This is a genomic window from Brevundimonas sp. FG8, from assembly GCF_057808845.1.
Genome location: NZ_JBMDIU010000017.1, coordinates 1 through 26431, shown reverse-complemented (window position 1 = coordinate 26431; position 26431 = coordinate 1). Strand labels below are relative to the sequence as shown.

The 26431-nt window shown below is 67.9% G+C and carries 34 protein-coding genes and 1 tRNA gene; 16 read left to right on the top strand and 19 right to left on the bottom strand.

The features are described from left to right. Positions 1-84: 84 nt before the first annotated feature. Both hslU and ACODRV_RS16980 read left to right on the top strand, forming a co-directional pair. Positions 85-1386, top strand: a complete 1302-nt coding sequence (hslU, locus tag ACODRV_RS16985) for an ATP-dependent protease ATPase subunit HslU (RefSeq protein ID WP_488909132.1) — start codon at positions 85-87, stop codon at positions 1384-1386. A gap of 62 nt (positions 1387-1448) precedes the next feature. Further along, entirely contained in the window at positions 1449-1982 is a 534-nt protein-coding gene (locus ACODRV_RS16980) for a lipocalin family protein (protein WP_240811702.1), read from the top strand. On the opposite strand, the gene ACODRV_RS16975 is transcribed toward ACODRV_RS16980, so the two are convergent. Both ACODRV_RS16975 and ACODRV_RS16970 read right to left on the bottom strand, forming a co-directional pair. Next, positions 1976-2146 (bottom strand): hypothetical protein, encoded by a 171-nt coding sequence (locus tag ACODRV_RS16975; RefSeq protein ID WP_488909131.1) that lies wholly within the window; start codon positions 2144-2146, stop codon positions 1976-1978. The two genes, ACODRV_RS16980 and ACODRV_RS16975, sit on opposite strands and share 7 nt — an antisense overlap. Positions 2147-2201: 55 nt before the next feature. After that, a complete protein-coding gene (locus ACODRV_RS16970; RefSeq protein ID WP_141625487.1) occupies positions 2202-2468 on the bottom strand; it encodes a hypothetical protein in 267 nt (88 codons plus the stop codon). A 66-nt stretch (positions 2469-2534) separates the two neighbouring features. Here ACODRV_RS16970 and mmcB point away from each other — a divergent pair, with 66 nt between their 5' ends. Next, positions 2535-2990 (top strand): DNA repair putative endonuclease MmcB, encoded by a 456-nt coding sequence (gene mmcB / locus ACODRV_RS16965; RefSeq protein WP_141625488.1) that lies wholly within the window; start codon positions 2535-2537, stop codon positions 2988-2990. On the opposite strand, the gene ACODRV_RS16960 is transcribed toward mmcB, so the two are convergent. From ACODRV_RS16960 to rph, 6 genes are all read right to left on the bottom strand, one after another. Continuing rightward, on the bottom strand, positions 2987-3496 hold the full coding sequence (locus tag ACODRV_RS16960; RefSeq protein WP_488909130.1) for a COG3650 family protein: 510 nt from the start codon (positions 3494-3496) through the stop codon (positions 2987-2989). The two genes, mmcB and ACODRV_RS16960, sit on opposite strands and share 4 nt — an antisense overlap. Positions 3497-3498: 2 nt before the next feature. Beyond that, positions 3499-4458 carry a magnesium transporter CorA family protein gene (locus ACODRV_RS16955; RefSeq protein ID WP_141625489.1) on the bottom strand — a complete coding sequence of 320 codons (960 nt, stop codon included), beginning with the start codon at positions 4456-4458 and terminating at the stop codon, positions 3499-3501. 30 nt (positions 4459-4488) lie between these two features. After that, positions 4489-5016, bottom strand: a complete 528-nt coding sequence (locus tag ACODRV_RS16950; protein ID WP_141625490.1) for a CHAP domain-containing protein — start codon at positions 5014-5016, stop codon at positions 4489-4491. A 69-nt stretch (positions 5017-5085) separates the two neighbouring features. Further along, on the bottom strand, positions 5086-6195 hold the full coding sequence (locus tag ACODRV_RS16945; protein ID WP_141625491.1) for an acyltransferase family protein: 1110 nt from the start codon (positions 6193-6195) through the stop codon (positions 5086-5088). Between the two features lie 36 nt (positions 6196-6231). Beyond that, on the bottom strand, positions 6232-6603 hold the full coding sequence (locus ACODRV_RS16940; protein ID WP_488909129.1) for a hypothetical protein: 372 nt from the start codon (positions 6601-6603) through the stop codon (positions 6232-6234). An 81-nt stretch (positions 6604-6684) separates the two neighbouring features. Then, on the bottom strand, positions 6685-7410 hold the full coding sequence (gene rph, locus ACODRV_RS16935) for a ribonuclease PH (protein ID WP_488909128.1): 726 nt from the start codon (positions 7408-7410) through the stop codon (positions 6685-6687). Positions 7411-7456: 46 nt separating this feature from the next. Between rph and ACODRV_RS16930 the strand changes: the two genes are divergently transcribed. The 3 genes from ACODRV_RS16930 to grpE are packed head-to-tail and all read left to right on the top strand — an operon-like array spanning position 7457 to position 9839. Next, positions 7457-8125 carry a DUF1287 domain-containing protein gene (locus tag ACODRV_RS16930; RefSeq protein ID WP_488909127.1) on the top strand — a complete coding sequence of 223 codons (669 nt, stop codon included), beginning with the start codon at positions 7457-7459 and terminating at the stop codon, positions 8123-8125. After that, entirely contained in the window at positions 8122-9225 is a 1104-nt protein-coding gene (hrcA, locus tag ACODRV_RS16925) for a heat-inducible transcriptional repressor HrcA (RefSeq protein ID WP_141625494.1), read from the top strand. The genes ACODRV_RS16930 and hrcA overlap by 4 nt, the downstream gene beginning before the upstream one ends. Beyond that, on the top strand, positions 9222-9839 hold the full coding sequence (gene grpE, locus ACODRV_RS16920; RefSeq protein ID WP_488909126.1) for a nucleotide exchange factor GrpE: 618 nt from the start codon (positions 9222-9224) through the stop codon (positions 9837-9839). The genes hrcA and grpE overlap by 4 nt, the downstream gene beginning before the upstream one ends. An 80-nt stretch (positions 9840-9919) precedes the next feature. On the opposite strand, the gene ACODRV_RS16915 is transcribed toward grpE, so the two are convergent. Together ACODRV_RS16915 and ACODRV_RS16910 are read right to left on the bottom strand one after the other, a co-directional pair. Continuing rightward, positions 9920-10819 (bottom strand): dienelactone hydrolase family protein, encoded by a 900-nt coding sequence (locus tag ACODRV_RS16915; RefSeq protein ID WP_488909125.1) that lies wholly within the window; start codon positions 10817-10819, stop codon positions 9920-9922. Next, the gene (locus tag ACODRV_RS16910) at positions 10816-11523 is read right to left on the bottom strand and encodes an alpha-ketoglutarate-dependent dioxygenase AlkB family protein (protein WP_488909124.1); all 708 of its coding nucleotides are present in this window, start codon (positions 11521-11523) and stop codon (positions 10816-10818) included. Before ACODRV_RS16910 ends, ACODRV_RS16915 begins: the two co-directional genes overlap by 4 nt. A gap of 78 nt (positions 11524-11601) precedes the next feature. On the opposite strand from ACODRV_RS16910, the gene ACODRV_RS16905 reads away from it, so the two are divergent. Beyond that, positions 11602-12228 carry a hypothetical protein gene (locus tag ACODRV_RS16905; RefSeq protein ID WP_488909123.1) on the top strand — a complete coding sequence of 209 codons (627 nt, stop codon included), beginning with the start codon at positions 11602-11604 and terminating at the stop codon, positions 12226-12228. A 35-nt stretch (positions 12229-12263) separates the two neighbouring features. Continuing rightward, positions 12264-12674, top strand: coding sequence for a Tat pathway signal protein (locus ACODRV_RS16900; RefSeq protein WP_488909122.1), 411 nt, complete (start codon positions 12264-12266; stop codon positions 12672-12674). A gap of 9 nt (positions 12675-12683) precedes the next feature. Here the strand turns inward: ACODRV_RS16900 and ACODRV_RS16895 are convergent, their stop codons facing one another. Continuing rightward, positions 12684-13658 carry an ATP-binding cassette domain-containing protein gene (locus ACODRV_RS16895; RefSeq protein ID WP_488909121.1) on the bottom strand — a complete coding sequence of 325 codons (975 nt, stop codon included), beginning with the start codon at positions 13656-13658 and terminating at the stop codon, positions 12684-12686. A gap of 166 nt (positions 13659-13824) precedes the next feature. On the opposite strand from ACODRV_RS16895, the gene ACODRV_RS16890 reads away from it, so the two are divergent. Beyond that, positions 13825-14079 carry a hypothetical protein gene (locus ACODRV_RS16890; RefSeq protein WP_488909120.1) on the top strand — a complete coding sequence of 85 codons (255 nt, stop codon included), beginning with the start codon at positions 13825-13827 and terminating at the stop codon, positions 14077-14079. 56 nt (positions 14080-14135) lie between these two features. Then, a complete protein-coding gene (locus ACODRV_RS16885) occupies positions 14136-14369 on the top strand; it encodes a zinc-finger domain-containing protein (RefSeq protein WP_488909119.1) in 234 nt (77 codons plus the stop codon). Positions 14370-14602: 233 nt separating this feature from the next. Here ACODRV_RS16885 and ACODRV_RS16880 read toward each other — a convergent pair whose 3' ends face one another. From ACODRV_RS16880 to ACODRV_RS16870, 3 genes are all read right to left on the bottom strand, one after another. Beyond that, positions 14603-16459 (bottom strand): DUF885 domain-containing protein, encoded by a 1857-nt coding sequence (locus ACODRV_RS16880; protein WP_488909118.1) that lies wholly within the window; start codon positions 16457-16459, stop codon positions 14603-14605. Between the two features lie 75 nt (positions 16460-16534). Then, on the bottom strand, positions 16535-17152 hold the full coding sequence (locus ACODRV_RS16875; RefSeq protein ID WP_488909117.1) for a DUF6655 family protein: 618 nt from the start codon (positions 17150-17152) through the stop codon (positions 16535-16537). After that, positions 17149-17589 (bottom strand): VOC family protein, encoded by a 441-nt coding sequence (locus ACODRV_RS16870; protein ID WP_488909116.1) that lies wholly within the window; start codon positions 17587-17589, stop codon positions 17149-17151. The genes ACODRV_RS16875 and ACODRV_RS16870 overlap by 4 nt, the downstream gene beginning before the upstream one ends. Before the next feature lie 142 nt (positions 17590-17731). On the opposite strand from ACODRV_RS16870, the gene ACODRV_RS16865 reads away from it, so the two are divergent. From ACODRV_RS16865 to ACODRV_RS16855, 3 genes are read left to right on the top strand one after another with little or no spacing between them, the layout of a single operon-like run. After that, positions 17732-18310, top strand: a complete 579-nt coding sequence (locus tag ACODRV_RS16865) for a YqaA family protein (protein ID WP_141625510.1) — start codon at positions 17732-17734, stop codon at positions 18308-18310. A 45-nt stretch (positions 18311-18355) separates the two neighbouring features. Next, positions 18356-18889 (top strand): disulfide bond formation protein B, encoded by a 534-nt coding sequence (locus tag ACODRV_RS16860; protein ID WP_141625511.1) that lies wholly within the window; start codon positions 18356-18358, stop codon positions 18887-18889. After that, positions 18867-19484 carry a demethoxyubiquinone hydroxylase family protein gene (locus ACODRV_RS16855; protein ID WP_488909115.1) on the top strand — a complete coding sequence of 206 codons (618 nt, stop codon included), beginning with the start codon at positions 18867-18869 and terminating at the stop codon, positions 19482-19484. The genes ACODRV_RS16860 and ACODRV_RS16855 overlap by 23 nt, the downstream gene beginning before the upstream one ends. A 3-nt stretch (positions 19485-19487) precedes the next feature. Here ACODRV_RS16855 and ACODRV_RS16850 read toward each other — a convergent pair whose 3' ends face one another. The 3 genes from ACODRV_RS16850 to ppa all read right to left on the bottom strand — a co-directional run bounded on the left by ACODRV_RS16850 (position 19488) and on the right by ppa (position 23125). After that, positions 19488-20468 (bottom strand): esterase-like activity of phytase family protein, encoded by a 981-nt coding sequence (locus ACODRV_RS16850; RefSeq protein WP_488909114.1) that lies wholly within the window; start codon positions 20466-20468, stop codon positions 19488-19490. Next, a complete protein-coding gene (gene cobT / locus ACODRV_RS16845; protein WP_488909113.1) occupies positions 20465-22339 on the bottom strand; it encodes a cobaltochelatase subunit CobT in 1875 nt (624 codons plus the stop codon). The genes ACODRV_RS16850 and cobT overlap by 4 nt, the downstream gene beginning before the upstream one ends. Positions 22340-22567: 228 nt before the next feature. After that, complete coding sequence (gene ppa / locus ACODRV_RS16840) at positions 22568-23125, bottom strand: inorganic diphosphatase (RefSeq protein ID WP_488909112.1); 558 nt, start codon at positions 23123-23125, stop codon at positions 22568-22570. A 167-nt stretch (positions 23126-23292) separates the two neighbouring features. On the opposite strand from ppa, the gene ACODRV_RS16835 reads away from it, so the two are divergent. After that, positions 23293-23976, top strand: coding sequence for a DUF599 domain-containing protein (locus tag ACODRV_RS16835; protein WP_488909111.1), 684 nt, complete (start codon positions 23293-23295; stop codon positions 23974-23976). 252 nt (positions 23977-24228) lie between these two features. Here the strand turns inward: ACODRV_RS16835 and ACODRV_RS16830 are convergent, their stop codons facing one another. Beyond that, the gene (locus ACODRV_RS16830; protein WP_488909110.1) at positions 24229-25065 is read right to left on the bottom strand and encodes an N-formylglutamate amidohydrolase; all 837 of its coding nucleotides are present in this window, start codon (positions 25063-25065) and stop codon (positions 24229-24231) included. A gap of 159 nt (positions 25066-25224) precedes the next feature. On the opposite strand from ACODRV_RS16830, the gene cpdR reads away from it, so the two are divergent. Both cpdR and ACODRV_RS16820 read left to right on the top strand, forming a co-directional pair. Next, the gene (gene cpdR / locus ACODRV_RS16825) at positions 25225-25581 is read left to right on the top strand and encodes a cell cycle two-component system response regulator CpdR (RefSeq protein ID WP_141625518.1); all 357 of its coding nucleotides are present in this window, start codon (positions 25225-25227) and stop codon (positions 25579-25581) included. 92 nt (positions 25582-25673) lie between these two features. Further along, positions 25674-25748: transfer RNA gene (locus ACODRV_RS16820), tRNA-Val, on the top strand. Positions 25749-25870: 122 nt separating this feature from the next. Here ACODRV_RS16820 and ACODRV_RS16815 read toward each other — a convergent pair. Next, positions 25871-26098, bottom strand: coding sequence for a hypothetical protein (locus tag ACODRV_RS16815; RefSeq protein ID WP_488909109.1), 228 nt, complete (start codon positions 26096-26098; stop codon positions 25871-25873). Positions 26099-26431 lie beyond the last annotated feature (333 nt).

Below are 26431 nucleotides of genomic sequence, written 5' to 3'. Positions count from 1 at the left end.
GCGACTTTCTGACGCCGCCACTCACGACTCACGAGTCACCTTTCACCCCTCGCCAACACACCCCGACTCCCCCATCTGCATTCCATGACCGACCTTTCCCCCCGTGAAATCGTTTCCGAACTCGACCGCTTCATTGTCGGGCAGGATGACGCCAAGCGCGCCGTGGCCGTGGCCCTGCGCAACCGCTGGCGGCGCAAGCGCGTGCCCGATGACCTGCGCGACGAGGTGACGCCCAAGAACATCCTGATGATCGGGCCGACCGGCGTCGGGAAGACCGAGATCGCCCGGCGGCTGGCGAAGCTGGCGGGCTCGCCCTTCCTGAAGGTCGAGGCGACCAAATTCACCGAGGTCGGCTATGTCGGGCGCGACGTGGACCAGATCATGCGCGATCTGGTCGAGGCGGCGCTGGTGATGGTGCGGGACAAGCGCCGGTCGGGCGTGAAGGCCAAGGCCGAGGGCGCCGCGGAGGAGCGCATTCTGGATGCCCTCGTCGGACCGGGCTCGCAGCCGGCGACCCGTGACAGCTTCCGCAAGAAGCTGCGCGCCGGCGAGCTGGACGACAAGGAGATCGAGTTGGAGCTGGCCGACAACGCCTCGCCGATCCAGGGCGTGGACCTGCCGGGCGGCGGCAATGTGGGGATGATCAATCTGTCCGAAATGCTGGGCAAGCTGGGCGGGGGCCGGACCAAGAAGGTCAAGCTGACGGTGAAGGACGCGGTCGCGCCGCTGACGACCGAGGAAAGCGACAAGCTGCTGGATCAGGAGAGCCTGACCGCCGAGGCCCTGTCGCTGGCCGAGAACGAGGGCATCGTCTTCATCGACGAGATCGACAAGGTGGCGGCCCGCTCCGAGGCGCGCGGCGCCGATGTGTCGCGCGAAGGCGTGCAGCGCGACCTGCTGCCGCTGATCGAGGGCACGACGGTGTCGACCAAGTACGGGCCGGTGAAGTCGGACCATGTGCTGTTCATCGCCTCGGGCGCCTTCCACGTCGCCAAGCCGTCGGACCTGCTGCCGGAACTTCAGGGGCGTCTGCCGATCCGGGTGGAGCTGAAGGCGCTGACCCGCGATGACTTCAAGCGCATCCTGACCGAGCCGGAAGCCAACCTGATCCGCCAGAACCAGGCGCTGCTGGCCACCGAGGATGTGACGCTGGTCTTCACCGACGATGCGGTGGAGGCGCTTGCCGACGCGGCCGTGGCCGCCAATTCGACGGTCGAGAACATCGGCGCCCGCCGCCTTCAGACGGTGCTGGAGCGGGTGCTGGAGGAGACCAGCTTCAAGGCCTCCGACCTCACCGGGCAGACGATCACCTTTGACGGGGATCAGGTGCGCGAGCGGATCGGTGAACTGGCGAAGAACGCTGACCTGAGCCGCTATATCCTCTGATCCCGCATCCGCCCCGGGCCCAGGCGCGTAAGAGCGCTGTCGGGGTTTGAGGAGGATCGCCTGTGGTTGCTCGTTTACGTGTCCCCGTTCTGGCCCCCGCCGTGGCGCTGGGCCTGAGCCTGTTGGCCGGAAGCGCTTCGGCGCAGGCGGTGGATATGGACCGGTTCGACGGGCGGTGGTTCGAGATCGTCCGCAGCCCGAACGATCTCCAGAAGGACTGCCGCCGGGCGCAGATCGACTTCAATCCGCAGGCGCGGGCGAACCGGTACGGCGTGGTGGTGACCTGTACGCGCCGCGTGGACGGCGTGTCGGAAACCCTGCGAGCCAATGCGCGGGTGACCGATCCGGGGACCAACCGGACCTTCCGTTTCACCCTGACGGGGCTGCTGAGTTTCGGCGGGCTGGCCGGACAGACGTATCGCGTGCAGGCGCACGCCGATGACTACAGCTGGGCTATCCTGTCGCTGCCGAACCGGTCCGACTGGTGGATCTGGCACCGCAACCAGAGCCCGTCACCCGCGGTGCGGGCGGACCTGATCCGGCGCGCGGCGGCGCTGGGCTTGCCGACCGGACAGGTGATCCAGACCGGTCAGTAGGCCGTCGGCTGGTGATGCGCGATCTGGACACCGGCGTCATGCGGACTGTCCGGCGCCCTGAAGACGTAAAGGCTGAGCAGCACCACCACCGCCAGCAACAGGGCGTTGATCAACCACAGCCCGCCTTCGTTCCGGTTCCGCCGTGCGCCCCTGTCATCGTGCATCCGCGCCCTCCGCCTCATGCGGTTCCTGCCTGGCAGAATGGTTAATAAGACGGCGTTATCCCAACGGCAATGCGCCTGAACGGGGCCCGGGACGCGAAACGGTGGATGGTTTTTCTCCTGACGCGGACTGTGCGTGCTCGATCTCGATCCGCGCCCGCTGATCGGCGGCGCTGGATTTGAGCAGGACGGCCAGCACCAGAAGTCCCGCCGCGAGGGCCAGGCCCGCCAGCAGCCAGAGGCCGCGGCGGTCGCCCCGATTGCGTCTTGCGATCCGGTCTTCGCGCATCGTGCGGATCCTTCCGCGCTGCAGAAAACGGATCATAGCACCTGCCCTGCGGCCACGCTTAGCGGACTTGAAACCGGAACGAAGGCGGAACATAAGGTCCGGATGGCCGCGACCGCCCTGCAGATCGATCTGGTTTTCAGCCGACCGGACACCACCCTGGCGGTGACGCGCGGGGTGGCGCGGCTGGTGCTGGATATGGGCTATGCGCCGCTGCTGGAGGTCGGACTGCCGAACGGACGGCGGGCCGACGTCATGGCGCTGGGGCCGAAGGGCGACATCCTGATCGTCGAGGTCAAGTCCGGGCTCGAGGACTATCGCGTTGACCGCAAATGGCACGAGTACGGGCCGTTCTGCGACGCCTTCTACTTCGCCGTGGCGCCCGGGTTCCCCGATGGCGTGCTGCCGGATGAGCCGGGGCTGATCGTCGCCGACGGCTTCGGCGGGGCGGTGGTGCGTGAGGCGCCGGTCATCCCGCTGGCTCCCGCGCGACGCAAGGCCCTGACGATCGCCTTCGCCCGGCTGGGCGCGATGCGGACGCTGCGTGACCCGTCGGGTTAGGCGACCGGGCCGCTTTCACCCGCGCGGGCCAGGGCTTCGCTGGAGGCGGCGCAGCCCATCAGGGTCTCGTCACCGACCTTGACCAGGGCGGTCAGGGGGAAGGTGCGGTCACTCATGCCGTCGCTGCACTCGGTCGAGGTCAGGGTGACGTCGAAGACGGTCCCGGAGGCTGAACGCGTCTGGAAGGTGGCGACGGTGCCCTGGATCACCGCGGGCGGCAGGGGCGCACGCTGTTCGGGGCGGTCAACGCCGGAGTAGACCAGTTCTCCGCCCGTTAGCTGGATGCCCCAGAAGGGCTCCGTGCCGATCAGGCTGACGGGCTTCGACAGGTCCACCCCCGACAGGATGGGCGCGGCCGCCGGGGGTTCGCCGGACGCGGCGGGCGCTTCGCCGCCCTGAGAACAGGCGGACAGGGTCAGGGCCGAGGCGGCGACGAAAGCGATCAGGCGCATGGGGGACTCCATCGACAGGCGCGGCAGGAAGACCCGGAGGGCCGGACGGGTCAAGATCAGAGCCAGCCCTTCTTCCTGAACCACAACAGGGGAAGGATGGCGGAAACCACCATGGCGGCCACGGCCAGCGGATAGCCGCCCATCCAGTGCAGTTCGGGCATGTGGTCGAAATTCATACCGTAAATTGATGCGATCAGCGTCGGCGGCAGGAAGGCGACGGCGGCCACCGAGAAGATCTTGATGATCGAGGACTGCTCGATGTTGATCAGGCCGAGCGCGGCGGACAGCTGGAAATTGATCGAGGCGGCGACCGACTGGTTGTGGGCGGTCAGGCTTTCAACGTCGCGGCTGAGGGACCGCAGGTGGGCGCGGGCGTCGCCGCTGTCGATCCGCTCGTCGATGGCCACGAAGGCGAAGATGCGGGTCAGGCCGGCCAGACTCTGCTCGATACGGGCGTTGGCGATCTGCGCGCGCCCCAGTTTGGTGATCAGCTTCTCGAACCCGACGGTCTTGCCGCCGGAGAAGACGTGGGTGGCGATGCCTTCAACCCGCAGCACGGTTCTGGACAGGATGTCCGAGGCCCGATCGACCACCACCTCCATGAGATTGAGGAACAGGTCGGCGCCGGAGCCGCACAGTCCGGGCTCGCGCTCCAGCTTCTCCAGCAGCATGGCGAAGGGGCGGGGGTCGGCGTAGCGGATCGTCACCAGTGGACCGGCGGTCAGGACGAAGGTGGCCGGCTCAATGCCCGGAATCTCCTCATCGCCCCGGGTGATGATGTCGGCGGTCAGATAGGTGGCGCCGTTCTCCCGGTAGACGCGGCTGGAGGCCTCCAGCTCCTTCATTTCCTCACGGGTAGGCACGGCCAGACCGAGAGCGGCCTCGACGGCGGCGTCTTCCTCCCGGGTGGGGTTCAGAAGGTCGATCCACAGAACGTCGGGATAGATCGTCAGACGGCCGTCCTCGACGATGGCGTCCTCGCAGGCGGCGCCCGTGGACCGGTACATGCGGATCATGAAGAGGGCCCCTGCTCCGGGGCCGGAGCGTCAGTTGTGGCCGGAAGCCGCCGACGGGACAGCGGCCATCTGAACGCCCTCGGCGGAAGGCGCCTGCTGATAGATGAAGCCGTTGGTCGGATAGACGGTCGTGCCGAGGTCATTGATCGGGTTGTACCAGACCTTCACGGCCGTCCAATCATTGCTGCTGGAGACGTCCACGACGGTGACGTTCTCCTCGACCTTGCCGCGGCTGCCGCCCCAGTTGGCGTGGGTGACGCGGATGACGCGGGGGGTCAGGACTTCCGAGACCACGGCGACGTGGCCACGGCTCATCCGGCCGTTGGCTTCGAAGGACAGGACCGAGCCGGTGCGGGGCGACTGGCCGGTCTGGAAGCGGCCCTGGGCCTGGCGCCACCAGGTGACGGCGTCACCGAATATCTGGATGCCCGAGAACATGCGGGCGAAGGTCACGCACTGCCAGTACGGCTCTCCGGCGTTGGCTGCGGGAGCGGTAGCGCCCAGCACAAACATTCCGAGGGTCGCCGCAACCGCGGCGGCTTTGAGCCGTTTGAACATGCTGAGGCTTAATCCCGACTGACCTGAAACAACCCGTAACGGATAGTTTGCGGGTGTTGAAGTCCCCTTTCAGGCGAACGGGGTGCGCGCTTCTGTCGCGGGTTGACCTGAGCTCTTGCGCTTCGCCAGCCCGCGCAAAGCCGTGCGGGCCGGGCGTTCGACGAGGTGGTAGGTCAGCATGGCGGCCACCGGAATCGCCGCGACGACCCCCAGCCACACAATGATGTGAAACCTCTTGTCGTCGGCCCCCGTCAGGCGCGCCGCGACATTGGTCATGACCAGCAGGACCGGGGCGCAGACCATGTAGATCGAGTAGGAGATCTCGCCCAGATAGACGCCGAAGGGCGAGGCCAGCACGCCCGCCTTCTCGTTGGCCAGCGAGCCCAGGGCGAGGATCAGGCCGCCCGCGAACAGGACGGTGATCGGGTCCCACAAGCCCAGCGAAGCGCTGATGATGACGCCCGCGCCGCTGAACAGGGCGACCAGCCCGGCGTGGGGAATGGGGGCGCGGCGGTAGATCAGATACAGGGCGCAGCCCAGCAGGAAGCAGGGCACGATGCGCAGCGCGCCCCAGCGGAAGGTGGCCTCCGTCAGGGAGAAGCCCGCCAGCGGCTGGAAGGCGGCGTAGATGCCCAAGGCCACGACGGCGGCCAGAATGGTGGCCACGACGGGACGGTCCTTCAGACGCCAGGCGACGAAGGCGTAGGCCGGGAAGCTGAGATAGGCGAACCATTCCGCCGAGATCGACCACGACGGGTGGTTGAAGGCGGACGACGGGGCCAGACCCCAGGCATGGGTCATGGTCAGGTGGGCGGGCAGGGCGCGCCAGTCGGTCAGGCTGTCACTGACGGCGAGCCCCGCGACACCGGCGCCGATCCCCAGAACGGCCATGCCCGCGAGGGTCACCAGATGCAGCGGATAGACCCGCGCGATCCGCGCCCACAGGAAGCTGCCGTGAGAATAGCGCCTTGTCCCCGCCGCCTCGAGGTAGACGTGGCTGAGGATGAAGCCGGACAGGACGAAGAAGACCTCGACCCCCAGATAGCCCTTGCTCACCAGCGTCGGCTCAAACCCGACGTTGAGGTGCTCCCAAGCGGTGTAGAGCACCACCCAGGCGGCGGCGAGGAAGCGCAGCGTCGTCAGCGCGCGGAGATCGGGGGGCGTGGCCACGGGCGTCATGCCCGTGACCGTACACTCGCCCAGGTCGCGAAACGGTTAACCGGCGCACTCGGCGGGTTTGGTCTCGCCCGGACCGTACATGGCGCAGGAGCGATCAATCTCGTCCTGGATCATCTGGCAGGGGTTGTCCGGATTGCACGGCGGATGGCTGGCCGGGCTGACGCGGGTGCAGCGCGCCGCCAATTCGGCAGCGCCGTCCGCGCCCTGATCCAGGGTGCAGGACATGGAGGACGCCTCCGTCGGGGCGGTGGTCTCTTCCTGCGGCGGAGCGTCGGCGGGCATGACCGGATCGGGCGTCGCCTCGGCGGCAGGGCCGGCGGCCCCGGCTCCAGCAGCGGGTTCGGCCGGTTGCTGACTACAGGCGGCGACCAGCAGGACGGCGGCGGACAGAAGGATCGGCAGGCGCATCGTCATCTCCCCATGACGTGGAAAAATGACGATGCCCGCTTTCGACGAACGATGAAACCCCGCACGCCTGTACGGCGCAGCTTACCGTCCGAGAGCGGCGCGTTGCAGGGCGAACAGTTCGCCGCAGCCGATCTCGGCCAGTTCGAACAGGCGGTTGAACTCGGCGCGCGAGAAGCCGCGCTTTTCACCGGTGGCCTGAATCTCGACGATGGTCCCCGAGCCGGTCAGGACGAAATTGCTGTCGGCCTCGGCGGAGGAATCTTCCTCGTAGTCCAGATCCAGCACGGGCTGGTCGTTGCAGACGCCGCAGGAGACGGCGGCGACCTGATCGAGGATCGGATCAGTCTTCATCACGCCCTCGGCGCGCAGGTAGTCAAAGGCGCTGGCCATGGCGACCCAGGCGCCGGTGATGGCGGCGGTGCGGGTGCCGCCGTCCGCCTGAATGACGTCGCAGTCCAGAACCACCTGACGCTCGCCCAGCGCCTTCAGGTCCACGACGGCGCGCAGCGAGCGGCCGATCAGGCGCTGGATTTCCTGCGTGCGGCCGGTCTGCTTGCCGGCGGCGGCTTCACGACGGCCCCGGGTGTGGGTGGCGCGGGGCAGCATGCCGTATTCGGCGGTGACCCAGCCCTGACCCTTGCCGCGCATCCAGCCGGGGACGTTCTCTTCCACGGTCGCGGTGACCAGCACCTTGGTATTGCCGAAGGTCACCAGGCAGGAGCCCTCGGCATAGCGGTTCACGCCGGTTTCCAGCGTCACGGTGCGGAGTTGTTCGGGGGTGCGGTTGGAATGGCGGGGCGTGGTCATGTCGGTAGTCCTTGGAAGCGGTCGCGGCGGTGCTTATCCTGAAACCGTGAGCCTGTATGCCCCCGCCCCGCGCATCGATCGACGTCTCCTGCTGGCCGGGGGACTGGCCGGACTGTTGCCGCTCGGCGCCTGCACGGGCCGCCTGCGGATCAATGCGGCGCCGGGCACGCCCGCCGCCATGGCCCGGGCCGCGCAGGATCAGCTGGGCGTCACGACGGACTATGACGCCGGCTATCGCGCGCTGACCTATCCCGGCGGTGATCTGCCGCGAAAGACCGGGGCCTGCTGTGATGTGATCGTGCGGGCCGCCCGTGACGGATTGGGTCTAGACCTTCAGAAGCTGGTCCACGAGGACATGAGCAAGGCGTTCGACGCCTATCCGGCGACCTGGGGGCTGGCCCGGCCCGACGTCAACATCGATCACCGCCGGGTGCCCAATCTGGAGACCTACTTCCAGCGGGCCGGAGGCGAGCTTTGGCGGGCGAAGGATCGCGAGACCGATGGAGCCTCCTTCCCCGGGGAACTGGAGACGGGCGACATCCTGACCTGGCGGGAAGCCAGCGGGACGACGCATATCGCGCTGGTGACCCGGGGCGGGAAACGACCGCTGATCCTGCATAATTTCGGGCGGGGCGTGGTCCAGCACGGTCTGGGGCCGATGGGCTTCCGTCGGGCGGCGCACGGCCATTACCGCTGGTCGGGGAGCGTCGCATGAAGTCGCCCCTTCTGACCTCGACGGCGCTGGAAGCCGGCGGGCTGGCCGGGCTGGATCAGCGCGCACGCGACATCTTCCGCCGTATTGTCGAAAGCTATCTGCAGACCGGCGAGCCGGTGGGGTCGCGGACCCTGTCGCTGAGCGGGATCAGCCTGTCGCCCGCCTCGATCCGCAACACCATGCAGGACCTGACACTGGCGGGGCTGCTGGCCTCGCCGCACACCTCGGCGGGGCGGATACCGACCCATGCGGGACTGCGCCTGTTCGTGGACGGCCTGCTGGAGATCGGCGACATCTCGACGGAGGAGCGGCGCGAGATTGATGCGCGGCTGGCCGCCCATTCAGGAAAGCATGGGGGACGCAGTTTCGAGGAGGCGCTGAACGAGGCGTCGTCCCTGTTGTCCGGCCTGGCGGGCGGGGCCTCGATCGTGGCCAGCCCGGTGCGCGACGCCGGGGTCAAGCATGTGGAGTTCGTCGCGCTGGGCCATGATCAGGCGCTGGCGGTGCTGGTCGGCGACGACGGAACGGTGGAGAACCGGCTGATGCCGCTCAAGGCCGGGGTGACGCCCTCGACCCTGCAGGAGGCGTCGAACTTCCTGAACGCCCGGCTGCGCGGGCGCCCGCTGCATGAGGCGCGCACCGAGATGCGCACCGAGCTGGATCTGGCCCGCCGCGAGCTGGATGCGACCGCCGCCCGACTGGTCGAGGACGGACTTGCGGCCTGGTCCGGTGGTGCGGAGCGCGAACGGGCCCTGATCGTGCGGGGACGCGCCAATCTGTTGCAGGACGCCGGGGCGATGGAGGATCTGGAAAAGGTCCGCGTCCTGTTCGACGATCTGGAGCAGAAGGAGCAGTTGATCGGCCTGCTGGACGGGGTGTCCTCGGCCCAGGGTGTCCGCATCTTTATCGGCGCGGAAACGCGACTGTTTTCACTTTCGGGTTCCGCCGTGATCGCGGCGCCCTATATGAGCGGCCGACAGCGGGTGCTGGGCGCCATCGGCGTCATCGGCCCCGCGCGACTGAACTACGCCCGTGTCATCCCGTTGGTGGACTATACCGCCCGGGTGCTGGGCCGGATGCTGGACGGACAAGAAACGTGAACGACACTCCCGACTACGAACCGGAAACCGAACTGGACGCCGACATCGGCGAGGCCGAGGGCTTCGCGGGCGATGATCTGGCGCCGCTGGACGCCGTGATCGCCGAGCGCGACCAGTGGAAGGACCGCGCCCTGCGCGCCGTCGCCGAGGCGGAAAACACCAAGCGTCGGGCCGAGGCCCAGAACAACGATGCGCGCGCCTACGCTATCCAGAAGTTCGCGCGCGATCTGCTGGTGGTGGCCGACAATCTGGAGCGCGCCATCCAGGCCGCGCCCAAGGAAGCCGACGGCGCCGCCGCCGGTCTGGTCTCGGGTCTTGAACTGACCCAGAAGGCCCTGTTCTCGGCCTTCGAGGCCAACAACCTCAAGCGCGTCGCGCCGGAGCCGGGCGAGGTCTTCGACCCGCATCTGCATCAGGCGATGATGGAGCAGCCGTCGGATACGGTTCAGGGCGGTCAGGTGATCCAGACCCTTCAGGCCGGGTACGCCCTGTTCGGCCGCACCGTGCGCCCGGCCATGGTGGTGGTCGCCGCCAAGGGCTCCGGCGCCGCGGCAGGCAATGCGGCCTATGCCGCCGCCCAGACAAACGGCGGAAATTTCGACGGCAAGGCCTGAAGTGAAAAGTGAGTAGTGAGTAGAAGGGAAGGCTGCGGCGGTCGCCGGTGTTCTTCCTACTCACTACTCACTGACACTGTTCACTTCACCCGCGCCTCGAAGAAGGCGAGCAGTTTCGACCAGCCGTCCGCGGCCGCGTCGGCGCGATAGCTGTCGCGATAGTCGGCGTGGAAGCCGTGCGGGGCGCCCGGATAGACGATGATCTGGCTGGAGGTCTGGCCCGCGCGGGCCAGGGCGCTGCGCATGGTCTCGACGCTGGGGAGCGGGATGCCGGTGTCGGCCTCGCCGTACAGGCCGAGCACCGGGGACTTCAGATCATCGGCCAGATCGACGGGCCAGGGCTGGCCGGCGGCGGTCTGTGCCGGCGTGGCGTTGGGCGCGGGGGCCAGACGGCCGTACCAAGCGACTCCGGCGTCCAGCATGGCGAAGCGGGCGCAGGCCTGCCAGACCACCTTGCCGCCCCAGCACCAGCCGGTGATCCCCACCTTGTCGCTGTCGGCCCAGAGCTGCTGGCTGACCCAGTCGAGGCTGGCCGAGACATCGCCCATCACCTGCTCATAGCCTGCCGCCGAGACGATCTGCATGATGCGGCTCATGTCCGTCAGCGGGGCCGGATCCTCGACGCGGTTGAAGAACCCGGGGGCGATGGCGGCGTAGCCGGCCTTGGCCAGACGACGGCAGATGTCGCGGATGTATTCGTGCACGCCGAAAATCTCGGACACGACGATGACGACCGGGAAGGGGCCTTCGCCCGCCGGGCGGGCGACGAAAGCGGGCAGGTCGAAGCCGTCCGGGGCCGGATAGGTCACGTCCGCCGTTTCGAGACCCGCGCTGTCCGTGGTGACCGGCCGCGCCTGCGCCGCGAGGGCGGCGGGCGCGTAGCCGGCGAAGAACAGGCCTCCGACGGCGCCCGCGCCCAGAGTGCGGCGGTTCAGGATCATGTCTTCGGGCTGCGGACCTTCGGGGCGGATCAGCGTCATGGGCGGGCTCCGTTTTCTGGTGGCTGGACAGTGGGCGCGGCCTTCTCCGGCGTCGAGTCACGATTGCCGTGAAGTCCCGCGTGCCAAGGACCCGCCCGGCGCAGGGTCAGATTGATCCGCCCGCCGCTTTCCAGAAGCGTCGAGGAGCCGGGCAGGAGCCGGTCGATCCCGTGCCGCGCCAGCCGCGCGGGACCGGTCAGGGCGCAGACGTCGCCGGAGGCCAGCCGGATGGAGCGCGTCGGTCCTCCCGCCGCCGGGCCGATCCGGAAGATCGCGGTGTCGCCCAGCGAGACCGACAGGACCGGCGCGTTCAGGTCGGCCTCGTCCCGGTCCTGATGCAGGCCCATTCTGGCCTGGTCGCGATACAGATTGATCAGACAGGCGTCGGGCGGGTCGGGCCAGCCGGTCAGGTCGCGCCACAGGTCGAGCAGGACCGGCGGGATGGGCGGCCATGCCTCCCCGCTGATCGGGTGGGTCGGCTGGTAGCGATAGCCGTCGCGATCCGACACCCAGCCCAACGGGCCGAGGTTGGTCATCCGGACCGAGAAGGGGCGGCCGCCGGGCGTGACGGGTCGGTAGAAGGGGCTGGTCGCCACGGCCGTGCGAAGGTCCCCCAGCAGGGCGGCCTGCGCGTCGGAGTCCAGCGCGCCCGGCCACAGCCGAAAGCCCTCCAGTCCGGTGTCGATCTCGCGCTGCGGAGTCATGACCCTGTTCTAGGGAGCCGCGCGGTCGGGCGGAAGGCGACGGGTGACGAAGTCGGGTCCAGCCGTTAAGCCTTGCCGATGACCCGCGCCCTCTTCCCTGTCGCCCTCGGTCTGATCCTCGCGGGTTGCGGCTCCGGCGAACCGTCAGGACCGGGCGCGCCCCAGCCGACAGAACTGTCTGTGCTTGAAGCCGGTCATGAGAGCGCGGTGGCGGCGCCGAACAGCTCCATGCGGCTGGTGTCGAAGGGCGACGGCGAGGTTCTGGTGAGCGCGGGTTTCTTCAATCGCAATGCGCTGGCGCGCATCGGCCTGCCCGCGCGGGCGGCGTGGGCCCCGGGGTCGCAGCGGCTGTTCATCAATGATCCGGGCAATGCCGCACTGGGTCGGGTGCGTGTGTTCGATGTGACCTCGAATGGTCGCGGCGCCGAGCGGGCGGACAGTCATCGCGTGGCCGTGGCGGAGCTGGTGCGGCTGAACGGCTGCGCGGCCGCGCCCGAAAGTGATGTGGCGACGAACGGGATCGCCTGGGCCGCGGACGGCGCGCAGCTGTATGTCAGGGCGGAGGTCCGGCGGCGGACGGGCGACTGTCCGTGGGATCAGGTGTCCAGCATCATCGCGGTGGTGGATGTGGAGGGTAGACGGCTTCTGGAGGCCCTGCCCGCCGATGAAGCGCGACGGCGTCATCCCGAACTGCCCGGCGCGTAACGCGGTTTTAAAGCAGGTCGTGCCAGAGGAGGCGAATGGAACGTCGCGCTCTTCTCGGCTTCGCCCCGCTTCTGGCGGGTGTCGCCGCCACCGCCGTCGCCTCGCCTGCCGCCGCATCCGGCGGTGGAGGAAGCTCGTCGGGCAACAGCTATCTCGGCCTGCCGACCGTGACGGGCAATGTGCGCCGCCCCGGCGGAGGGCTGGGCGTGATGACGGTCGAGGTCGGGGTGGATACGCCGGACGCCGCCCTGCGTACCCGCGTGGCCCAGTCCGCACCGCGTCTGCGCGCGGCCTATGCGCAGGTGGTGCAGCAACAGGCCGCGGCCCTGTTGCCCGGCGCGCCGCCGGACATCGAACGTCTGGTCACCGCCCTGCAGGGTGCCACCAACACCGTCATGGGCCGGGCGGGCGTCCGGCTGCTCATCGGCACGGTGATGGTGGTCTGAGCCTCCGGTTCAGTCCTTCGTCGGGTCGACCTGGTTCGCATCGCCGTAGGTCAGGGCCAGGAAGACGTCCTCCAGATCCGGATCCTCGGTCGAGATGTCGGCGATGGTCACGCCCGCCGCGCGGACAGCGGCCAGAACGTGCTCAACCGACGACTGGCCCTTCTTGTAGCTGATGGCGAAGGCGCCGTTCGGGCGAGGCACGACGTCGAAGCCCTCGACGGTCGGCAGGCCGTTCAGTTCGCCCTCGGGCGTCACCACCACATTGCGGGTGTCGAGGCGGCGCAGCAGTCGCGACGTCGGCTCGCAGGCGACCACCTGGCCCCGGTTCATGATGGCGATGGTGTCGCAGAGTTCCTGCGCTTCCTCGAGGTAGTGGGTGGTCAGCAGGATGGTCACGCCCTCGGCGTTGATCTTGCGGACATACTCCCACAGCTGACGGCGCAGCTCGACATCGACCCCGGCGGTCGGCTCGTCGAGGATGAGGATGGGCGGATTGTGGACCAGCGCCTTGGCCACCATCAGACGGCGCTTCATGCCGCCTGACAGGGCGCGCACATAGGCGTTGGCCTTGTCTGACAGACCGAGTGCGGCCAGCAGTTCGTCCGAGCGGCGCTCATTCTTCGGCACGCCGTAGAAGCCCGCCTGCACCTCCAGCGCCTCGCGCGGGGTGAAGAAGACGTCGGCGACGATCTCCTGCGGCACGACGCCCAGCGCGGCGGCGGCGTCGCGCGGCGACTTGTCGATATCCCGGCCCCAGATCGAGACCGTGCCGCCGGTCTTGTTCACGATGCCGGAGATGATGTTGATCAGGGTCGACTTGCCCGCCCCGTTCGGTCCCAGAAGACCGAACATCGAGCCGCGCGGGATGACCAGATCGACGCCGCGCAGGGCGGTCTTCGGCGCGGCCTTCTTGGTGCCGGCGTAGGTCTTCTCCAGTCCCCGAACTTCAATGGCGTTTTCGGGGAGGGCTTCGGTCTGGGACATGCGCGGCTTTCGAACAGGGACGGGCCTAAGTAGGCGCGAGGCGGGCTCTCGCCAAGGCGCCCGGAGACAAGGGTGCCTGTCGTTGTGTCAATGATGCTTGACAGCACGCCTCTCTATGTCTAGGAAGCTTGTCATTCTGGATAGTTTCCTTGACGGAGAAGTTCAAATGACACGCACGAAGATGATCGGTTTTTCGGCCCTGACGGCCTGTGTTCTGGGGTACGGCGCCTCGGCCGCGGTCGTCGTCCTGCAGCGGATGGATGTGCTGAGCCTGCAGGAATCCCTGTGGTACGGCGTTCCGGCCGCGACGGTCGGCGAGATCGGCCTGTGGGTCGCGGCGGGGTCGCTGGGCTGGAGTCTGTTCCGGAAACGCAAGGCGTTCATTGATCGCGTCTTCCGTCGTCAGCCCACTGCGGTTTGACGGCGGCGGCGGGGCCGCATAGGGAGGCGTTACGCCCATCGCACCAAGGTCGCGCCATGCCTCCCTCCGCCATCATTCCCCCCGCCGAAGAAATCGTGGTGACGGAAAAGCGCGTCGCCTGCGACGGCGGAGGCGGCCCCCTCGGCCACCCGCTCGTCTACATGGATATGGGCGAGGACGACTTCGTCGAGTGCGGCTACTGCGACCGCCGCTTCGTGCTGAGCCAAACGAAGAAAAAGGCCGAGAGCGAATACCACAGCCCGGCCGCCCGCCCGCCGGAAGCGCACTGACTTCTAGTTATCAGGCCGGCTTCCTGGGGACGTCGGACTTCGGCCCCGCGACGCGTCGTGCTTCTCCCTTCCCCCTCGATGGGGGAAGGGTCGGGGATGGGGGTGAGGGCTCGGTATTGAAGTGATGGCGCGTCCGGAGAGGTCGATGACGCCTTCCGCTCCATCTCCGAAATGACCGTGCATTCACCCCCACCCAACCCTCCCCCATCGAGGGGGAGGGCTTTGAACCATGATCAGGTCTGCGGCGCGCCCCCGCCCGCCGCGATCCAGCCGTCGATCTGGGTCTCCAGAACGTCGAGCGGCACCGAGCCCGAACCCAGCACGACCGCGTGGAAGTCGCGGATGTCGAAGTGATCGCCCAGCGCCGTTTGCGCGCGCTGGCGCAGCTCCATGATCTTCAACTCGCCGATCTTGTAGCTGGTCGCCTGACCGGGGCTGGTGATGTAGCGCTCGACCTCCTTCCGGATGTCGCGTTCGGACAGCAGGGAGTTCTGGCGGAAATAGTCCATCGCCTGTTCGCGGGTCCAGCGCTTGGCGTGCAGGCCGGTGTCGGTGACCAGACGCACCGCGCGCCATAGCTCGGTCGAGAGGCGGCCGAAGTCCGAATAAGGGTCCTGATAGAAGCCCATCTCCTTGCCCAGACGCTCGGCGTACAGGCCCCAGCCCTCGGCGTATGCGCCGTAGCCGCCGAAGCGGCGGAAGGACGGCAGGCCCTGCATCTCCTGCGCCCAGGCGATCTGGAAGTGATGGCCCGGCGCCCCCTCGTGGTAGCTGATGCCCTCGATCTGGGGCTTCAGCACCTGGGTCATGTCCGACAGGTTCACATAGTAGATGCCGGGACGTGAGCCGTCGGGGGCGGGAGAGTTGTAGAAGGCGATGCTGGCGGTGGACTCGCGCCAGGCCTCGACCGCCCGGACCTCCAGCGCGGCCTCGGGCAGGTCGCTGAACCAGCGCGGCGCGGCCTCCATCACCTGCGCGATGAAGGCGCGGGCATCGGTCAGATACTGCTCCTTGCCCTCCGGTGTGTTCGGATACTGGAAGCGCGGATCGGTCTTCAACAGGGTGAACATCTCCTGCAGCGAGCCGGTGAAGCCGACGCGATCCATGATGACCTGCATCTCGCCTTGCAGGCGCGCGACTTCGCCGAGGCCGATCTCGTGGATCTGGTCGGCGGTCAGGTCGGTGGTGGTCGAGAGGCGCAGGCGGGCGTTGTAGTAGGCCTCGCCGTCCGGTAGCCGCCAGACCCCGCCGTCGCGGTTCGGCATGGCCGCCGCCTGCTGCTGCACCTCGGCCAGCGCCGTCAGCACGCCTTCATAGCCGCGCTTCCACTCGCCGGTCAGGGCCGCGCGGCCTTCGGCCAGCAGACGGTCCTTTGTCGCCTGATCCGTCTCCAGAGCGCCGATCTTGCGCTGAAAGTCGGCCCAGACGGGATTGTCCGCGCCGCCGTCGAAGGGCGCGCCGGTGATGATATTTCGGGTGTTGGCGATGGAGGGCTCGAACACGAAGTTCGGGGAGATGACGCCCTTGGACGCCCGGTCACGCAGTTCGGCGGCGATCTCGCCCATCACCCGCTCGCTGTCGCGCAGGCGCGAGACATAGGCCTCTGCGTCCGGGACGCTGGAGACGCGGTGGTTGTTGATCATGAAGACCGGCAGGCTGGTCGTCGGATTGCCGTTGGCGGCGAACTGATAGCCCCAGTCGCGCCACCGGTTCGACAGCCGGGCCTGTTCGACGCCGTACTCGAACAGCCGCATCGACATCCGGCTGTCGGCGCTGAGGTGAGCGGGATCGAACTGAGCCTTCATCTGCGCCAGCTGGCTCTCGGCCAGCGCGAGGGAGCGCTCCGCCGCCGCGTCGGTCGTGTCGTCCAGCCGGTCGTAGTCGGTCTTGAGGCCCAGCGAGGTCATGGTCTGCGGCGAAAGGGCGATCCGCGCCTGCCAGGCCTGTTCGAAGAAGGCCGCCAGTCGGGCGTCCTCGGTCTGGATCGCCGCGTCGGCGGAAGCGGGCGCCGGGGTTTGGGCCGAGGCCGCAACAGGCGCGCCCGCCAGCACGGCGACGGCGCAGACAGTGGAGACGAGCAGACGACGCATGAAACCCTCCGAAACTGAGGGTGCGACCTTCAACAGTCAGATGCGTGGGCGCAAGACCAGCATGCGCCCGAAGCCCTAGAACTGACGCCAGCTGTCGCCGGGGTCGCGCTCACCGGGATCGACGCTCTGCTGACCGAAGGTCAGGATCATGAAGAGCTTGTGGCTGCGGATGCGGAACTGACCGGTCATCGGCAGGACGCCGCCCAGCGGGGCGCCCGTTTTGGGCTCGTAGAGGAAGCCCGAGAACTCGGCCACGCCGATCCGGTCGCGGCGGCTGTAGACTGACAGTTCGGGGATCGAGACGACGTTGAAGGTCTCGTTGATCGGCACCCGCATGTCCGGAAGACCGAAGACGCGACGCATCTGCTCCAGCGACAGGGCGCCAATGCGCAGTTCAAACACCGCGTCGGCCTCGGCCTTGCTCGGGGCCAGGGCGTAGCCGGCGTCCGACAGGGCGTTGCGGATGGCGCTGACGGCGTAGGGGCTGCTTTCGGCGCGGAAATAGGTGTCATCGACGAAGACGCGGGAGCCCGCCGGGATCGGCAGGGTCAGGCCCTCGACCGCCCGATCCGCCGCGCGGGCGATCAGCAGTTGCTCCGTCGCGGAGCGAGACGGATAGGTCTCGGATGTGGAGGCGCAGGCCGCCAGGCCCAGCAGGGCCACAGGCAGAAGGGCGAAAGCTCTCAAGATCACCAGTTCCCCGTGTTGGGCATGGAGGCCCAGGGTTCGGCGGGCGTCAGCGGCTCGCCTTCCTGCAGCAGCTCGATGGAGATGCCGTCCGGCGACCGTACGAAGGCCATGTGGCCATCACGGGGCGGACGATTGATGGTCACCCCGCCGTCGGCCAGCCTCTGGCAGGCGGCGTAGATGTCATCGACCTTGTAGGCCAGATGGCCGAAATTGCGGCCGCCGGTGTAGGTCTCGGGATCCCAGTTGTAGGTCAGTTCGACCTCGGGGGCGCGTTCAGCCTCGGAGCGCGCCGTGTCCCCGGGTGCGGCGAGGAAGATCAGGGTGAAGCGGCCCTTCTCGTTCTCCATCCGGCGCATCTCCTGCAGACCCAGAAGGTCGCACCAGAAGCGCAGCGAGGCGTCGAGGTCGGTCACGCGGACCATGGTGTGCAGATAACGCATGGAAATTCCGGGGCCGGGGGAGGGCGAAGGCGGCCTTATAGCGGCGGATCGACGCGACGGCGACTCAACAGGCGTTTCGGCGGATGCGCGGGGCGCCCGGATCGGCTAGAGGCGGTGGCTCGGCTTTTCCGCCGGAGGATTGATGCTTCGCAAGCTTTACGACTGGGTCTTCTCGCTGGCCCGCAGCAAGCACGCCACCAAGTCGTTGGCGGTGGTCTCTTTCGCCGAGAGCTCCTTCTTCCCGATTCCGCCGGATGTGATGCTGGCGCCGATGATTCTTGCGCGGCCGGAGAAGGCTTATTTCTACGCCGGGGTCTGCACCGTGGCCTCGGTGCTGGGCGGCATCGCGGGCTATGCGATCGGCTATTTCCTGACGGATGTCGGCCTGTGGCTGATGAGCGTGCTGGGCCATGCCGAGGGCCTGGAGGAGTTCAAACGCTGGTTTGAGCAATGGGGTCTGGCGGTCATTCTGGTGAAGGGCCTGACGCCCATCCCCTACAAGCTGGTGACCATCGCCTCTGGTCTGGCCGCTTTCAGCTTCCCGGCGTTCGTGGCCGCGTCGGTTGTGACGCGCGGCGGACGCTTCTTCCTGGAAGCCTGGATTCTGAAGACATGGGGCCCGGCCATGCTCGAGATGGTCGAGAAGCGTCTGGCCCTGTGGACGGTGATCGGACTGGTCGTGCTGATCGGCGCCTTCGCGGCGGTGAAGCTGCTCTTCTAAACGCCAATCGACGGACGCCTCCGGCCCGGCTATGAACGTCGTCCGATGAGAGGCTTGTACCGACTCCTGACGCGGTGGTGGACCGCATTCGCCCTGGCCGCTTCGCTGGCCTTGCTGGGCTTCGCCCATGCGTCAGAGGTGATCTGGGACATCTCTCCCTGCAATCTGTGCCTGAAGGCGCGCGAGGTTTACTGGGGCGCCGCCGCCGTTGCCCTGGTGGCGACCCTGTGGCACCTGCTCAGCCGGGGCAGCCGGGGCACTCCGCGCATCGCCGCCTTCCTGCTGGCCGTGATCTTCGCCACGGGCGCCGTGACCTCCGTCTTCCACATGGGCGGCGAGTTGAAGTGGTGGAGCCTGCCGGCGACCTGCATGGGCGGCGGTTCGGTGGATCTGGCCAGCATGGCTTCGCTGGCCATGGGCACCGGCCCGGTCGAGAAGGTGGCCATGTGCGACGCGGTGACGTGGAGCTTCCTCGGCCTGAGCATGGCAGGGTGGAACGCCATCATCGCGGCCGCGCTGGCCGTGTTCAGCCTGCTTGCTGCGAAAAGGCCCAAGGATGCCCGCGCCCCGCGACCCTGATCCCGTTCCGCCGTCGGACACCGTGGTTCACGATGCCCGCCGCATTCCGCTGCCGCGTCCCGGTCGGGGCGCCAGCCAGCGGCGTCGCGGCGAAATCCTGCGGGTCGATCACGCCGGCGAATACGCCGCGGTGCACATCTATCGCGCCCAGCAGGCGGTGTTCGAGGGCCGCCGGGGCAAGGACGCCATCGCCGCCGACATGGCCGAGATGGGGCGTCAGGAAGAGGTGCATCTGGCCCGCTTCGACGCCCTGCTGAACGCCGAGCGGGTCCGCCCGACGGTGATGACCCCGATCTGGCGTCTGGCCGCCCTGACGCTGGGCGCCGGCACGGCCCTGATCAGCGAGAAGGCCGCCCACGCCTGCACCGAGGCGGTCGAGGCCGTCATCGAGGAACACTACGCCGACCAGATCGCGGAACTGCGCGAGCAGGACCCGACGCTGGCCGCCGAGCTGAGCGTCTTCCGCGACGAGGAGCTGGCCCACCACGATCACGCCGTTGAACACGGCAGCCGCGACGCCCCGGCCTATGAACTGCTCAGCGCGGTCATCAAGGCGGGCTGCAAGGTGGCGATCAAGGTGTCCGAGCGGGTCTGAGCCCTACCGGCTGACGTCGAACGCCAGCAGCAGGGTCCGCTGCTTCTTCGAGGTGTTGTCATCCGACAGGATGTAGAGGCGCGTTCCACCCCTGTGGGCGACTGCCGCCAATCCCTCGAAATTGTCCGTCGTACCGGGGAATTTCAGCTCCACCAGAACCGGACCGAGAGTTCCGTCGGCGGCCATGTAACGGAGGTGGGCGCGGACATCGGCAGGCGCGCGGAACAGGCGCTGCAGCACATAGTAGCCGGGGCCTGACGGGTCGCGATCAAGACCGGTGACGCGGAAGTCAGCGTCCGTGGCGGGCACATCCGGGACCGGGGTTACAGTCGCGCAGGCCTGGGAGCGGCAGTCCCAGACCCCGCCGTTCTCGCCCGTTACACGCCACTCGCCTGCGTGCCCGGCCGAAATGCCTTCCATGCCGTCGTTCAGCGGGAACTCGACGGACGGGTGACGCTCCGGCGTGGGCTGCGTCCGGGGGGCGTCCGGCGCGCCGTAGTTCCAGATGCGGTGATGGCGCTCAAAGCTGACGAACAGGTCGCCGTTTGTGGTGACGAGCAGGCCCTCGGCGTCGCCGTCGACCTTCTCGCTGATCGGGGCGCCGTCCAGCAGGGTCAGGCGACGGTATTGCAGCCCGTCTACGCCGGTCAGGCGACCGCGTCGGTCCAGCAACAGCCGGCCTCGCACCAGATCGCCCGCATCGCTGACGCTGATGAAGCCGTGCGCGTCGCCGATCAGCTTCAGATCCGACAGGCTGTGCAGGGGCGAGGTGTCGTCCAGAACGATCTCGATCCCGCCCGCGAAGCGGACGTTATCCGCCATAACCGCGCCACCGGGCAGGCCGAGGTTGACCGGCCGGGTTCCTGCCGCGGCGGCGGTCCAGCCCGGCAGAAGCGCGGGCGTCGGCGGCAGGGTCGTGACGGTGGCGCAGGCTGACAGGGCCAGCAGGGCGAAGGCGGCGAGCCCACGGCGCAGGGCGATCATGCAGCCTTCCTCCGGCGCTTCGGCGCGCTTTCCCGGGCGTCGAAGAGTTCGGCCAGCTTCTCGATCATGGCGCCGCCCAGCTGTTCCACGTCCACGATGGTCAGGGCGCGGCGATACCAGCGGGTCACGTCGTGGCCGATGCCGATGGCCAGCAATTCGACGGACGATTTCGTCTCAAGCTGCTCGATCACCTGCCGCAGGTGCTTGTCCAGATACAGGGCCGCATTGGCCGACTGGGTCGAGTCATCGACCGGGGAGCCGTCCGAGATGACCATCAGGATGCGACGTTGCTCGGGCCGGGCCATCAGGCGGTCGTGCGCCCACAGCAGGGCCTCGCCGTCGATGTTCTCCTTCAGCAGGCCTTCGCGCATCATCAGGCCGAGATTCTTCTTGGCCCGCCGCCAGGGGGCGTCCGCCGCCTTGTAGATGATGTGGCGCAGGTCGTTCAGGCGTCCCGGACTGGCGGGCTTTCCGGCGGTGATCCAGCTTTCACGGGACAGGCCGCCCTTCCACGCCCGGGTGGTGAAGCCGAGGATTTCCACCTTCACCCCGCACCGTTCCAGCGTCCGCGCCAGAATGTCGGCGCAGACGGCGGCGACCATGATCGGGCGGCCCCGCATGGAGCCGGAGTTGTCCAGCAGCAGGGTCACGACGGTGTCGCGGAACGGGCTCTCGCTTTCGGCCTTGAAGCTCAGCGGGCTGGTCGGGTCGGTGACGATGCGGGTCAGGCGGGCGGTGTCCAGCACCCCCTCCTCCAGATCGAAATGCCAGCTGCGGTTTTGTTGGGCCATCAGGCGGCGTTGCAGCTTGTTGGCCAGACGGGCCACCACTGACGAAAGAGCCGTCAGCTGCTGGTCCAGCATGCCGCGCAGTCGTTCCAACTCGGTCGGGTCGCACAGGTCAGCCGCGTCGATGATTTCGTCATAGGCGGTGGTGAAGACGCGGTAGGCGTCGATGGCGCGACCGTCGTCGGCGGTTTGCCGGCGATTGGGCTGGGCGCCCTCGTTCAGCTCCGGACCCTCCTCGGTGGCCTCGCCATTCGGGTCGGCGGGCGAGCCGTCGGGGCGGGCGTCCCGCTCGTCGGCGGCGGTCTGGTCGTCGGTGGCGCCGTCCATCGACTGGCCCTCGCCGCCGCCGGCGTCCTCCTCGTCTTCCTGATCCTCCTCGTCGGCGGCGTCGGGGTCCTGGGGATCGGGCTCGTCCTCGCCGGAGTCCTCGGAGACGTCATCGCCGCGCCCGTCGCCCGGGTCCATGTCCAAGGCCTTGAGCACATCCCTGAGCCGCTCGCCGAAGGCCGCCTGATCCTCGGCCACTTCGGTCAGGGCGTCGAGCTTGCGCCCCGCCTTATTCTCCAGCTCGGTGCGCACGAGGTCCAGCAGGGTTCCGGCCCCGTCAGGCGCCCGTTGTCCGGTCAGTCGCTCGCGCACCAGCAGGGCCACGGCTTCGGCCACTGGCACGCGCTCGGCGTCGGTGATGCGCAGGGCGCCCGACTTCTCAAGTCGGGTCAGCAGGGCGGAGTTCATGTTGGCGCGCACACCGGCCAAAGACTGCGAGCCCACGGCCTCGACCCGGGCCTGCTCGACCGCGTCGAACACCTCGGCCGCCTTGCTGTCGATGGGGCGCAGGCGGGCGCTGACGCTCTCGTCATGATTGGCCAGTCGCAGGGCCAGCCGGTCGGCCTGGCCGCGCAGACTGGCGCTCTCCGGAGCGCCCGGATCGCGCGGGGGATGTGGCAGCGTCAGGACGCCGTTTGACAGCTTCGGTCCGTCCGAGCCGAACACGACCTCCAGCTCCGACTGTTCGGCCAGCGCGCGGGCGGCGTGCGCCAGGGCGCGTTTGAACAGGTCTGCAGGGGTCTCGGCGGCGGCCATGGGCGACACTTAGCGGACCGGGCGCTGAGGGGAAGGGGCGTTATGATCCCGGGAACCCTGTCGGGCGGAAAATGAGGGCTGATTGAACGGAGGCTGTCTTGAGCCCGGCGGCCCCGGAAAGCGTCTGCAGTCGAGGATCCGAACGGTGGAACGTCCGGCGCCGAGGACCTGAAACGGAAAAGGCCCCGGCGTCTCCACCGGGGCCTTCGCAATATCTGATCGGAAGGATCAGGCCGCGTTGGCGGCCTTGGCCTTTTTCTTCTCGTCGGTGGCCTTGATGCCGGCGGCGATCAGTTCGGCGGCTTCGCCGGCGTCGCCCCAGCCCTTGACCGTGACCGACTTGCCCTTCTCCAGATCCTTGTAGCGGGTGAAGAAGTGCTCGATCTGCTCGACCAGAATGGCGGGCAGCTGACGGTAGCTGGCGATGTCCGTGTAGTACGGGTTCAGCTTGTCGACCGGCACGGCCAGAATCTTTTCGTCGCCACCGGCTTCATCGACCATCTTCAGCACGCCGATCGGGCGGCAGCGGATGACGCAGCCCGGAACGACCGGGGTCGGGTTCAGCACGATCACATCGCAGGGATCGCCGTCGTCCGACAGGGTGTGCGGGATGAAGCCATAGTTGCCCGGATAGTACATGGCGGTGTGCAGGAAGCGGTCGACGAACAGCGCGCCCGACTCCTTGTCCATTTCGTACTTCACCGGCAGGCCGCCCTGCGGGATCTCGATGACGACGTTGATGTCCCAGGGCGGGTTCGGGCCGACGGGGATGGCGTCGAGGTTCATGACGGGCTCGTCTATATTGCATATGCGAACGGGAAGGCCCGGCGTGATAGGCCCGCACGGCGTCCGAAGCAAGGCGGCGGCGTCGTTAAGGACGGCGGTTCGCACGGTCCCGGCTTGAGCCGGGGGGCGATGCGGGCGACCATGGCGTGTCGGCGCAAGGAGCAAGAATGACGACCCTGGACTATGTGGCGCTGGGCCTCTTCTTTGTCTGCTGGCTGGGCTACGAGCCATTGCTCAAGCTGCTCGCCCGTCGCTCCGGCACCCTGAACGACGACATGACCATCGTCCGCCGTGTCTGGATGACGGCGATGACCCATCGGGAGATCCGGCTGGTCGACAGCCAGTTGATGGGTCACTCGATCAATTCGGCCAGTTTTTTCGCCTCCACCAACCTGCTGCTGATCGCGGCCGTCGGCGGTATCCTGTTCGGCGGGCAGGCGGCCCTGGAAGGCTTCGCTTCGGTGGGCGCGGAAGCCGTGCCGACCCGCGTGCTGGAGGCCAAGCTGGCCCTGATCCTGATCTGTCTGGTGCGCGGCCTGCTGGATTTCATCTGGTCGCTGCGTCAGATGAACTACACCCTGGCCCTGATCGGAGCCGCGCCGGAAATCCATACCGAGGCGGATCGGGTGGCGCTGGGCGAGGCGGCGACCAATCTGTTGAACCCGGCGCTGGGCGCCTTCAGTCAGGGGGTGCGGGGTTACTACTTCGCCCTGGCCGCGGCGGCCTGGCTTTTCGGGCCGTTGTGGCTTGCCGCCGGGGTGGCCGCGTCATTCTGCCTGCTCGTCTGGCGGCAATCCGGGTCACCCGCGGCGCGGGCGATCCGCAGCGCCCGGCGACTGTTGGAGCGCTGAAATCCGGCGACATGGCCATGCTTATTCGCAAGCGCGTTGTGCTCACGGTGATTTTTTCCGCTGAAAGCGGTTACGAGGCTGAAAAATGGCAGAAGGATGCCGTTACATGCCGTGAACGCAGGCGCGAAATACCCGCTTGACCGTTTGTGCACTGCACACTAACTTCATTTTCGACGCCGCGAGGCGTCATGCCCTTCCTGGGCGTTTCCTCCCTATAGACTTTATATGCCGCGCCTTCGGGCGCGGCTTTTTTTATGTCCCGAGGTCCGCCGAGGCGAGGGCGGCGATGACGCGCGCCACGCCCTTTTCCGTTCGTGACCAGCCGTATCCCGGGCGCCGCTCGGCCTCATCGAAATACAGGGCGCGATTCAGCTCGATCTGGATGGCGTGGAAACCTTCGTCCGGGCGGCCCCAGTTCTGCGTCGTCCAGCCGCCCGCATAGGGGTGGTTCAGCGCCACCCGCCAGCCCAGCGCCTCGAAGGCAGCCCGCAGGGTGCGCGTCAGTTCCGCGGTGCAGGAGGAGCCGTGCCGGTCGCCCAGCACCACATCCGGACCGCGGGGGCCGCCGGGCGCGCGCGTCGCCCGTTCGGGCATGGAGTGCCAGTCGATCAGGACGGCGGAGCCATGCCGATCCCTCGCCGCGTGCATCTCGGCCTCCAGGGCGGCGGTCCAGGGCGCATGAACCCGGGCCAGGCGCGCGTGAGCCTCCGCCTGTGTCAGTCGTCTCGAATACAGCGGGCGTCCATCGCCGGTGAGGCGGGGAATGACGCCGTAGCCCGCCGCCGAACGCGGCGAGGCTGGTTGATCGAGACCCTCGATCAACTGCGGGTCCAGATCCGTCGGGTCGCGGTTCAGGTCGACATAGGCGCGGCCGTGCCGGGCCAGCAGCAAGGTCGCCCCGTGAGCGGGGCCGGAGGCGATCAGACGATCAACCAGCGCATCCTCGGCGCTGCGCAGGCTCGCCTCCGTCAGCGTCGGCTCCACCCCCATGTCGTCGGGATACAGGCCGCCGGAATGGGGGGAGGCGAACACCAGCCGGCCGGGCGCGAACGGGCGCACGACCGTCATGGCCTCGCCAGCGTCCCTCACTGCATCTGTCCCGGCGCCGGTCATTTGTCCCGCATAGCCTGTTTCGTCCCGCCATCCACAGGCCCGGGGATGATCCCTACGGCGTTTTTCATGGCGGATTTACCAGTCGGGGCGTAGCGTTCCTTTCCAAGACGATCCGGGGCGGACGACGAAAGACCTATGGCGCGCATCCTTCTGGCTGAAGACGACACCTCGCTTCGCGGCTTCCTGACCCGTGCGCTCGAGCGCGCCGGCCACTCGGTCGTCGACTGCGAGAACGGCGATGACGCCATCGACGCCCTTGACCAAGGGCCGTGGGACCTTCTGCTGACGGACATCGTGATGCCAGGCGCAGATGGTATCGAGGTCGCCCGTGTCGCCGCCGCCCGCCAGCCGGGCATCCGCATCATGTTCATCACCGGCTTCGCCGCCGTGGCCCTGTCGGCCGCCCAGGCCAGTCCGCAGGCGAAGGTCTTGTCCAAGCCGGTCCACCTGCGCGATCTGGTGGGTGAGGTCGAACGGATGGTCGCCGCGTAAATTCAGCGGCTTTTGCCCTTGCGGTCTGTCAGCCCATCGGGTTATAGACCGCGCCTTCCCGCCCGGGGGCTAGTCTTTCGGGCCGTCAAGGCGGACGCGTAGCTCAGCGGGAGAGCACTACGTTGACATCGTAGGGGTCACAGGTTCAATCCCTGTCGCGTCCACCATTCCTTCCCTTTCACAGCTGTGGTTTCGGGCGAATCGACTTTGCCGATCGGCGCCCGCGTAATCGGGATGGATGGACGAGCGGCTGCATGTCAGTCGGCCTCTTCTCCATGGAAGAGCCAGCCTAGTTAAACTCCGACCGTTGCGCCTTTTCGGCTTCCCGACGCGCAGCCCGATCCTGGGCCTGGGCCTGGTCCATGTGCGCCACAGCCTCGGCAGAGGCCTGGTCGTCGGCAATGGTCCGGCCGGGCCTCAGAAACGCAATGCCCACGAGAATCACCACGGCCAAGGCGAGGGCTGCCAGCAGGACGAAGCCACGCTTCTCCCATTTTGCGCGGTCGTGATGTGACATGGCCATGCCCCTTAACCGTCAAGTCTGATGGCGGTTGCATGGTGTGATTTCATGAGAAAGAGGCGGCCCCCGCCGTGGGAGCCGCCGCGATGCCCCGGGCGCAGCACTGCGCTTCGGATGTCCGATGGTCGCAAGGCGGTTGTTCCGCTTAGACCCGATCAAAAGAAAACCGCCGGTCCTGAGAGAACCGGCGGCCTTCTGGTCGCATCAACCGGGCTTCCCTCGGGCAGACCGGAAGCCCTGATCAGTTTCCGGATTTAGCGGAAGCTGATGCCGACGGTGGCGCGACGGTTGAGCGGCTCACGCACGCCGTCGGCGGTGGCGCGGGCCAGC